The following is a 9,656-nucleotide window of genomic DNA, read 5'->3' on the forward strand; positions in this document are numbered from 1 at the left end:
TACCTACTAAAAAACTGTAGAATATCAACAGTTAATCAGCAATATTACCCAATCCATAACTATCAAATAAAGGATTTTTTCAATAATAATGTCAACCTCAACAATAGCAACAGAAACAGAAAGCAGTGTTCACTATCTTCATACTGCGAATAAACTACTCAGAGAAGGTGATTTAGCAGAAGCTGTTGATGCTTACCAACAAGTAATTAAACTTAATCCTAAATCAGTAGTAGCTTATCAAAACTTGGGAGAAGCTCTTAGTTTACAGGGAAATTTAGAAGCAGCAGCAAATATATATCACCAAGGAATTCAACTGCAACCAAACTATCCTTGGTCTTACTATAATTTAGGAGAAATTTTAATTAAACTAGATAGATTTGATGAGGCAGTTATTTATCTAAATCAAGCGATTGAAATTAATTCAGAATTTCCCAAATTTTATAGTAGTTTGGGATTTGCTTTGGCAAAACAAGGATTATTTGATGAGGCAATAGTTGCTTATCGTCATGCTATTGAAATTGATCCAAACTTTGCTTTAGTTTATCAATATTTAGGGGAAACTCTAGCAAATAAAAAAGAGTGGAATGAATCCATAGATGCTATTAATCAAGCTATTGAAATTAATCCTTATTTGCCAGAATATCATTTTAGTTTAGGTAAGGTTCTAGAAGACTCTGGTCAACTCGAACAAGCGGTTATTTCTTACCGTCATGCTCTTGATTTAAACCCAAATTTACCAGAAGCTTGCTATTATATTGGTCTAGGTTTAACTAAGTTACAAAAATGGGAAGAAGCCATTGATGCTTGTATGCAAGCTATTTCCCTAAATCTCAAAAATGCCGAAATTTATCATCATTTAGGAGCAGCTTTAGTCCAACTCAAAAAATGGGAAGAAGCTATTGCTGCCTATCAAAATGCAATTGAATTTAATCCTAATTCAGCAATAATTCATCATCAGTTAGCTTATGCTTTTGCTCAACTCAAAAAATGGGAAGAAGCTATAACTGAATATCGTGAAGTTCTCAAAATTAATCCTAATTCAGCAGTTGTATATGACCAGTTGGGAGAAGCATTAACAGAAATGGAAAAGTGGGAAGAAGCAATAAATTGTCATCAAAAAGCTGTCGAAATTAAACCAGATAATCAAAAGTTTAATCAGCATCTACAAGAGGCATTAGCGAGAAGACAACAACAGAATAAAACAGTAATAGACTCTCATTTGAAATTAGCAGAAATGATGGAACAACAAGGGTTTATTGAGGAGGCTATTTCTGCTTATCGTCGAGTGATAAATCTTAATCCCACTGCTGCCGATATTCACCATAAATTAGGATATGCTTTGGCAAGTTTGGAAAAGTGGAATGAAGCGATCGCTTCTTATAATAAGGCAATTGAACTTCATCCAAGTTCGGGTATTGTACATTATCATTTGGGCGAAGCTTTGACTAATTTAGGCTTAGATGAACAAGCAATATCTTCTTTAGAAAAAGCTATTGAACTTGCACCAAATTTATCTAGTGCTCATCAAGCTTTAGAAAATTTACAGGCAAAATCAAAGAATAGGGAGTAGGGAGTAGGGGAGTGGGGGAGTAGGGGAGTGGGGGAGAAGTAAACATAAGAATAATTAACATTAATTTGGGTAAAATTAGCAAAAAAATTCCATGGGCATAAGTTAATTACTTAATAACTGAAGTGTTGCTGAATAATTAAGGTAAAGATTCTCTCCTTTAAAGGAGAAACAAGCGGTCGGGGGATGGCGAGGTCTCCTCGCCATATCCAATCGACCAAGAGAGAAAAAATTTTCCTTTTATTAAATCCTCTTGCTTTTAGGGAGAGGTAATTATTAATTATTAATTATTAATTGTTCAACATCTCGCCACTCCCTACCTTCCCATTTCCCTATCTACTCAGTTACAAAGATATATGGCTATATGGCAAACTTTTTGGGATTTGATATTATCCGATGTCTACAAGTCAGGAAGTTCAACCAAAGCTGAAAGCTATTAGTTAACTGCTAGTTAAGTAGATAGGGAAAATTATTTGCATATCTACTACTAAGATATATTTTATGATGTCTGAATCTTCTCTTTTCCCTATCTCCAACAAATGTTAAATTACAGCATTTTTTAAAATAGTGAAATACAGTTGAATTGCAATTTATGTTCCCTATTCCCTATTCCCTATTTCCTGTTCCCTAAAACATAGAATTTTTTCCTCACACTTTTCAGGCATTACTACAACCTACATTCTGCACTTCAAAATCTAGTATAAAAAAGGAGTCAGAATTTCCTAGGTCATGGTCCGCAAACAGCAATTCTGCAATTCAGGAGGAAATAATAGAGGTAATTATCAATTATCAATTATTGAAATAGTATAAATACCTAGCAAGCTACCGATTTTTATACTACTTTTAATGTTATACCATTTTGAAAAAAGAATGTTACGAATAGTAAGAGCGATAAAAAGACAAGTGCAGGAGATGTCCCTGTGAGAAAGTGGTGCAACCCCGCGACGACAACAGTCGCACCTGGTAGCACACCAAGAGAAAAAGATAATTTACGCCTTAAAAAATGGTATTAAAGCCATTCCCATACGACTCCTGACTCCTAAGAAATACCCTAGATATTTGTAGCAAACATTTATCAATTTGGTATTACTTAAAAATAACTTTTTTAATCAAACTTATTTTATTTTTGTACGGAGCATATCGCCAACTTAAATCAAACCATAAACCCTTTTTCAACACACTTTTGTAATGAGAAAAAGTGTCAAAACTAGCCTTGCCATGATAACGACCAATACCACTATTGCCTACACCGCCAAATGGTAAAGATACTACTCCAAATTGCATCACAGTATCATTAATACAAACATTTCCAGAAGAAGTTTCTGTTAAAACTTGCTCTTGCTTTTGTTTGTTTCGAGAAAAGAAATAAAGTGATAGAGGTTTAGGACGAGAATTAACCATAGCGATCGCCTCTTCTAAATTACTGTATTCTAAAACAGGTAAAATAGGTCCAAAAATTTCCTCTTGCATAATTAACGAATCCCAAGAAACCCCCTCAATAATTGTTGGAGCAATGTAGCGATCCTCTGAATTAGTTTCACCGCCAATAACTATTTTTCCATTTTGCAGTAAGTTAGTTAATCTACTAAATTGTTTTTCATTAATAATCCGACAATAATCTGGACTATTAGCAGGATTTTTACCATAAAATTCAACAATATATTTTTTTATTTTATCTAATAAATCTGATTTAACTGCTTGATTTACTAATAAATAATCAGGAGCAACACAAGTTTGACCAGCATTAATAAACTTTCCCCAAGCAATACGTTTTGCCGTATATTCTAACTGAACATCAGAATCAACAATACAAGGACTTTTTCCGCCTAATTCTAAAGTAACAGGTGTGAGATTTTTAGCAGCAGCTTCCATCACTATTTTGCCTACCCTTGTGCCTCCAGTAAAGAAAATATGATCAAATTTTTCTGCTAATAACTGTTGAGTTATTTCTACTCCTCCTGTAACTGTAGCAATATAAATAGGGTCAAAAGTATTAGCAATTAAATTAGCCACAACCTCAGATGTATTAGCAGCTACTTCTGAAGGTTTAATAATTGCACAATTTCCTGCTGCAATAGCACCTAATAAGGGAGATATTACTAACTGAAAAGGATAATTCCAAGGACCAATAATTAAAACTACCCCTAAAGGTTCTGGATAAATTTTTGCTCCAGCAGGAAACTGTTCAATTGGGGTAGAAACTTTTCGATGTTTTGTCCAATATTTTAGTTTTTTAATTGCATTATTTATCTCTTTGACAAAACCAAGTTCAAAATAACCTTCAAAAGTTGGTCGATTCAAATCTGCTTTAATAGCAGCTATTATTTGTTCTCTATCGTCTGAAACAACCTGTTTTAAAAGTTTAAGTTGTTCTATTCTAAATTCAACATTTCTAGTTTTTCCTGTGGCAAAAAATTGACGTTGTTTATTTAATATCTTACTGATTAATGATTGGTTGAAATTCATAGTTTTTCTCTTAAATCAATCTGATATAGCGCTGTGCGCAGGCAACAGGCAACAGGCAACAGAACAGCTCATCTGGGGGAATAAAAAACTTATAATATAACCCACATTCCGCATCACAAAATGTAGTATCGAAGAAGGAGTCAGGAGTCAGGAGACAGGAGACAGAATTTTAGAAGAAAATCATAGCTGCAGTGATTGAGTAATCAATCAAGCAAGCAAGTATTTATGCTTAATTATTTACTCGGAATTTGATCAACGAAAAAAGTAATTGAGATGATTTGCATAGTATAAATACCTACCAAGCTACGGATTTATATACTACTTTTAATGCTACAAATTGACGTACGGAATGTGGGATATAAGACTTTTAGCTATTGGACAGTTCTTGTAATTTGTAAATATGCCAGCGCACATTGCTATATAGCAATTCCCAAAAAGCGTGAGGTACAAAATTTTAGGCTTGAGGGAACACCGGATCTGGGAACAGGGAACAGGGAATAAAAAGACAAAAAGATAACTGTACCTCACGACCTTGGGAAACGCTATACCAATTTTATGTGAAGCTGTGTTAGGTGGTAAGTAGTAGGTGCTAGGTGTTATACCAATTTGAAAAAAGAATGCTTAACTTAAGTAGCACTTCAGTTATTAAGTAATTAATACTCTTATTCAATAACTTTTTTGATAATTACCACGCCAATTATTGTTAATTATTCTTATGTTTATTTATCCCCTACTCCTCCACTCAATAAAATGTAGCAAACATTTATCAAAATAATTAGGCCGAAAACCCCGCCTTTTAAGGCGAAATATTTTTGGAGGGCGACTCAAATCCCCTACTTCCCCTCCTGGGAGGGGGAGGGGCCAGGGGTGGGTTAACTTCTAACTTCTAACTTCTGACTTCTGACTTCGTTAAGTCAGGTGCCATAGAATTATTTTTTCCTTCTTCCTTCTCTCCTAGATAACTAAAGCCTTCTTCCTTCTTCCTTCTCTCCTAGATAACTAAAGCCTTCTTCCTTCTTCCTTAAAAAAACTATTCAACTTGACTAAGACGACGTAAATTCAAAATATCGCTCATATTTTTAATCTGAGTACAAGTCTTTTCAAATTGTTGACGACCGCTCACTTCAATACATAGATTAATAATTGCTGGGTGACCGGGATTTGTTTTAACTTGAGCATTTTGGACATTAACATTATTATCCATCAAACGAGACAAAATATCTTTCAAAACTCCCACTCTATCCATCACTTCTATACAAATATTAACTGGATAAGTTTGAGGTCTTCCTTGATTTTCATTAGTAGAATTCCAACTAACAGGAACTAACCTTTCTCCGGGTACATTTTCCACATTAGAACAACCTTGACGATGAATAGAAATACCATGAATGCGAGTTACACTACCAATAATAGGTTCACCTGGAATAGGATTACAACAACCAGCCAAATGATACATTAAACCTTCAACTCCAGCAATGGGATGAGATTTATCTGAAGATGAAGTTTGAGTTGGACGAGGTAGCATTAAAGTAGATTTATGCTCAGAAAATTCTTTACAAATATCTGAATTTTTCTCAACTTGTGTGACTTCTTTAGTTGCATCTCGTAACCGATTAACTACTAAATTTAAAGTTACTTCACCGTAACCTAAAGCTGCTAGTAAATCTTCCACATTATGGTAATTAAATCTCTCAGCAATAAGTCGCATTTGCTCAGACTTGAGTAAAGATTCAAAACCTTTTTTACCCAATTCTTTTTCTAATAATTCTTTTCCTCTAGATATATTTCCTTCCCGATGAGAGCGTTTATACCACTGACGAATCCGGTTTCGCGCCCCACCAGTTACAACAAAATTTAGCCAATCTAGACTAGGATGCCCATTTTTTTGAGTTAATATTTCAACAATATCACCATTTTTTAATTGAGTATCTAAAGTGACAATCCGATCGTTCACTTTAGCCCCTGTACAATGGTTTCCTACTTCTGTATGAATACGATAAGCAAAGTCTACTGACGTCGAGCCTTGTTTAAGAGAAATTACATCACCTTTTGGTGTAAATACATAAACATCTTCATAGAATAAATCACCTTTTATAGTTTCCAAATATTCTTGATCGTCTATCAAGTCGCTTTGCCATTCTAATAACTGTCTTAACCAGGTAAATTTTTCATCTTCAGCATTAATTTTAGTATTACTCGATCCGGTTTCTTTATACTTCCAGTGAGCGGCAATTCCATACTCAGCAATATGGTGCATTTCTACAGTTCTAATTTGTACTTCTACAGGGCGACCTGCATTACCTATTACCCCTGTATGTAATGATTGATAACGATTAGGTTTTGGCAGACCAATATAGTCTTTAAATCTTCCAGGAATGGGGCGGTAAGAGTCATGAACAATAGCTAAAGTTCGATAACAATCTTCTCTTTTATTCACAATAATTCTTAGTCCGGCAATATCATAAACTTCGTGAAATGCTTTTTGTTTTAAATGCATTTTCCGATAAATTCCATACAGATGTTTAGGACGACCACTAATGTCGTAGCATTCTATTCCTGCTTGGTCTAATTTTTGTCGTAAATTTTCTGTCATTTCTAACAGTTTAGCCTCTCGGTCAGCTCTTTTATCTGCTACCAATTCTTGAACTTCTCGATAAGCTTCTGGTTCTATATATTTAAAAGATAAATCTTCTAATTCCCATTTGATTCGACCAATTCCCAAACGGTTTGCTAAAGGTGCAAATATTTCCCGTGTTTCTAATGCTTTACTTAACTGTTTATGACGTGGCAAATGTTGCAGAGTTCTCATATTATGTAACCTGTCTGCCAGCTTAACAACGATTACTCTAATATCCTTTGCCATTGCCAAAAACATCCGACGAAAATTCTCAGCTTGTAGCTCTGTTTTACTAGAAAAATTAAACTTAGAAAGCTTTGTTACACCTTCTACTAATAAAGCTATTTCCGAGCCAAATTTTTGTTCTATTTCTTCAATAGTTACATCAGTATCTTCAACAATATCATGTAGAAAACCTGCAGCAATCATCGCACTATCACCACCGAGATATTTCAACAATCCCGCAACAGCTATAGGATGACATATATAAGGTTCTCCTGATTTACGATATTGTCCTTCATGCAACTTATAAGCCAATTCAAATGCTTGACAGATTAATGCTGTATCTAGGGAACAGCTAGTTAAATTATCAGTGTTATTTTTGCTATTGATACATTCTTGTAGCCAGTCAGGAATTACACATGAAAGTACAGGTTTAGGTGCTAGAGTTTTTGTCTTCATAGGAGTTAGTTTATAAATCAGATTAATTGGTTGTTTCTTTAGCTAATTTAGACTAGAGATGCCAGAGTTATATTTTGGTTTTTTCTTAACCTAAATTATCAATTTATAGTTGATGAGAAAGCGGTCTTAATTTTAATTAGCTTTGTACTTTATAGTTACAGATTTTTTGAGATTATCTGTTATTTTTTATACTTTAATTCTGATAAAAAAATATGGAAAACTATGTATAATCATTGGGATAAGATTATATTATCAAATCGGGATTGATGTCTACGGATATCTACAATATAACTTAATAATTGAAGACATAATTACTCTTGAGTATAAATAGATTATGACTCTAAAAAAACTATCAAAAATACTCATCAAATCAGTAATCGTAGAGTGAAATTAATTTACAGAACAATTAAAACTAATTCTGCAACTTTACTGAGATTATGAATATCCTATATTATTACCTTGTAGATTAATAATATAGTCTTTCTCAAGTGACTGAGGTACAGTTGTTTTTCTTCTTTTCTCTCTTGGTGCGCGTTCCCTCTCTTGGTCGGCATTCCCTTGCGACTGGCGTCGTCGCGGGGTCCGACCGCTTGCGCCTGACGGCGACGCTGGGTCTGACCGCTTGCGTCTGTCGCACCCCGCGGGGTCGCACCGCTATTCCTTGTTTCCCAAGTTTCCCGAATTACTGCTCCCCACTCCCTAAAAATTACGAATGCGCATACCTCACGCTTCTTGGGAATTGCTATATATACAAATTTAATTGATTTATATTATGTTACCAAAGGAGCATAATCAACGATATCAAAAATTCACTCAACTGCTGAATCAGTTACAAGAACTTATGGCCCAAGAAAATCTAGAGCTAGAAAAAATTTCGGCCATGAGGAAAGAAATCCAACAGTTTTTCGAGATTAAGATTATGAGTCTAGATAACTTAGAACTAGATCTATCTATTGTATTCCAGATCAAGTCTTACCTAACAGAGATCCACAAGGAACTTCGACTCTTATATGTAGATTTAATTTTTTTGCAAGCATCTCGAAATCCTCAAACAACACAAAAACGATTGGCCACTATCAAAGACCGCCTAAAAACCCTCATAGGCTATTGCGGAAATATACTTAGTCAAACAAAATTAACACAGGATTAGGAATATATATGATGAAAAGTCCCAAGTACGATGTAGATTTAGAAGATGCCGTTTTGAACGATATTATCCCGGTAAAATATTGCCCAGAATCTAAAGGTTTTTGGATGTCGGGAAAAAATTATGAAGCTTGGTTAGACAGTTTACCCTCATGGTATGCCCCAGAAGAAATCTTACCCTATAATCAATTTGAAGATTTTGTCCCCTCCCCTTTTGATGGTAAGGCAGGGTTATGTCCAGAATGTGGTACTTATTTATCACGCATCAAAATAAATATTAAACAACCTTTTTATATAGAACGTTGTTTACATGATGGTGGTATTTGGTTTGATAATGCTGAAGAGTGGAAAATTTTAGAATCCCTTGGACTGCATACAAAAATACATGAGATGTTTTCTCGTCGATGGCAAACTAAGGTGCGTCAGCATCAACAAGAAATGATTAATCGTCAGACTATTATTGATAAATTGGGAGAAGAAATAGCTGAGTATGTTTTTCAATTAGCAGATATATTAGAGGATAATCCTCATGGAGATTGTGCTGCTACTTATATGTTACGCAGATTTGAAAATAAAAGAAAGGAGCTAAATGGGAAATTTAGTGTAGGAAGTCAAAGTTAATATTTTATGAAAGGAAGAAGGAAGAAGGAAGAAGGAAGAAGGAAGAGGGAATAAGGAATAAGGAAAAAATAATTCTGCGCCACCTCACATAAAGAAGTCAAAAGTCAAAAGTCAAAATTTAAAAGTAATATTTTGAGGAATTAACACTTTGAAACTACAGTAATTTAACCGAAATTATTTCATATTTAAAGGAGCGAAACTAGAAGTTAAAAGTCAAAAGTCAAAAGTCAAAATTTAAAAGTAATATTTTGAGGAATTAACACTTTGAAATTACAGTAATTTAACTGAAATTATTTCACATATATATAAGAAGCGAAACTAGAAGTAAAAATTTAAAAGTTAAAAGTTAAAAGTAATATTTTGAATACTCAAAACTTTGAGGATACAGTAATTTAACTGCAATTATTTCATATCTATAAGAAGTGAAACTAGAAGTCAAAAGTCAAAATTTAAAATTTAAAAGTAATATTTTGAATACTCAAAACTTTGAGAATACAGTAATTTAACTGCAATTATTTCATATCTAAAGGAGCGAAACTAGAAGTTAAAAGTCAAAAG

Annotated in this window: 5 protein-coding genes; 3 read left to right on the plus strand and 2 right to left on the minus strand. The window is 33.9% G+C overall.

Annotation, left to right across the window (positions count from 1 at the left end; genetic code table 11):
* Nucleotides 1-88: 88 nt before the first annotated feature.
* Complete coding sequence (locus F6K13_RS06530; RefSeq protein WP_124154103.1) at nt 89-1,570, plus strand: tetratricopeptide repeat protein; 1,482 nt, start codon at nt 89-91, stop codon at nt 1,568-1,570.
* Between the two features lie 1,083 nt (nt 1,571-2,653).
* Here F6K13_RS06530 and F6K13_RS06535 read toward each other — a convergent pair.
* Nucleotides 2,654-4,033 (minus strand): aldehyde dehydrogenase, encoded by a 1,380-nt coding sequence (locus tag F6K13_RS06535; protein WP_124154104.1) that lies wholly within the window; start codon nt 4,031-4,033, stop codon nt 2,654-2,656.
* A 1,030-nt stretch (nt 4,034-5,063) separates the two neighbouring features.
* Nucleotides 5,064-7,331, minus strand: a complete 2,268-nt coding sequence (locus tag F6K13_RS06540; RefSeq protein ID WP_124143247.1) for a bifunctional (p)ppGpp synthetase/guanosine-3',5'-bis(diphosphate) 3'-pyrophosphohydrolase — start codon at nt 7,329-7,331, stop codon at nt 5,064-5,066.
* Between the two features lie 772 nt (nt 7,332-8,103).
* Between F6K13_RS06540 and patD the strand changes: the two genes are divergently transcribed.
* Nucleotides 8,104-8,481, plus strand: a complete 378-nt coding sequence (gene patD, locus F6K13_RS06545) for a heterocyst frequency control protein PatD (protein ID WP_124143248.1) — start codon at nt 8,104-8,106, stop codon at nt 8,479-8,481.
* 8 nt (nt 8,482-8,489) lie between these two features.
* The gene (locus F6K13_RS06550) at nt 8,490-9,098 is read left to right on the plus strand and encodes a zf-TFIIB domain-containing protein (protein WP_240038768.1); all 609 of its coding nucleotides are present in this window, start codon (nt 8,490-8,492) and stop codon (nt 9,096-9,098) included.
* The last annotated feature ends 558 nt before the right edge of the window (nt 9,099-9,656 follow it).

Source organism: Okeania sp. SIO2B9, from assembly GCF_010672505.1.
GTDB classification, from domain to species: Bacteria; Cyanobacteriota; Cyanobacteriia; order Cyanobacteriales; family Microcoleaceae; genus Okeania; species Okeania hirsuta.

Coding starts and splice junctions, on each gene's coding strand:
- F6K13_RS06530 (WP_124154103.1), top strand. CDS start 89: ATGTCAACCTCAACAATAGCAACAGAAACAGAAAGCAGTGTTCACTAT.
- F6K13_RS06535 (WP_124154104.1), bottom strand. CDS start 4,033: ATGAATTTCAACCAATCATTAATCAGTAAGATATTAAATAAACAACGT.
- F6K13_RS06540 (WP_124143247.1), bottom strand. CDS start 7,331: ATGAAGACAAAAACTCTAGCACCTAAACCTGTACTTTCATGTGTAATT.
- patD (WP_124143248.1), top strand. CDS start 8,104: ATGTTACCAAAGGAGCATAATCAACGATATCAAAAATTCACTCAACTG.
- F6K13_RS06550 (WP_240038768.1), top strand. CDS start 8,490: ATGATGAAAAGTCCCAAGTACGATGTAGATTTAGAAGATGCCGTTTTG.